The organism is Mesocryomonas lacus, from assembly GCF_055730135.2.
Genome location: NZ_JBUZWE020000052.1, coordinates 1 through 822, shown reverse-complemented (window position 1 = coordinate 822; position 822 = coordinate 1). Strand labels below are relative to the sequence as shown.

At 61.4% G+C, this 822-nt stretch carries 1 protein-coding gene; it reads left to right on the top strand.

The features are described 5' to 3' along the window. On the top strand, nt 1–637 hold a 637-nt coding region (locus tag ACZLZY_RS24885), incomplete at its 5' end, for a sensor histidine kinase (protein ID WP_472936642.1). Nucleotides 638–822: the final 185 nt, after the last annotated feature.

The following is an 822-nucleotide window of genomic DNA, read 5'->3' as shown; positions in this document are numbered from 1 at the left end:
GACGAAGTATCTCGACAATGCGCTGGAGGCGGCACATCGCGGCGCCGCTCTGACACAGCGCATGCTCGCGTTTGCCAGGAAGCAGGAAATTCAGCTCGAGGACTTCGACGTCGCGCCGCTGCTGAAGGGGATGTCCGAACTATTACGACGGACGATCGGGACAGGTGTAAGGGTCGACTTGCGTTTTCAGGAAGCGCTACCTCCTGTTCATGCCGACCCGGCACAGCTTGAGCTGGCGGTCATGAACCTCGCCGTAAACGCTCGCGACGCGATGCCGAATGGCGGGCGGATCATCATCTCCGCCATGTCTGAGACGTCCCACCATCCGGAGGGCCTGACGCCGGGGAGATATGTCTGCCTGTCCGTTGCCGATCACGGCGTGGGCATGGACGCGGACACTATCGCGAAGGCGGTGGAGCCGTTCTTCACGACGAAGGGCGTCGGAAAGGGGACCGGGCTCGGGCTGTCGATGGTGGCGGGGATGGCCGCGCATTTCGGCGGGAAACTCGTCATCGATAGCGAGATTGGAAAGGGTACGACGGTGTCGGTCTGGTTGCCGGCTGCCATCGAGACAAAGGAAGGGGTGACTGCGAAGGTACTGGACGAAGCATCTGCGAGATTGCGAACGCTCAAATAATGGTGTCGAGAAACCTAACTTTGTTTGGCAAGCGGTAACCGAGCCGTTTCTCGAGTGCCTGCAACAAAAACGACAGCTCGCGTTCCCGGTGTTCGTCTCCAGGTCCCAGCCAGCGCAGATCGCAGCGAACCTCGGCCATGGCCGCCGGCCCCCCCGAGCGAGAGTATCATCTGCCCCGCGGTGAA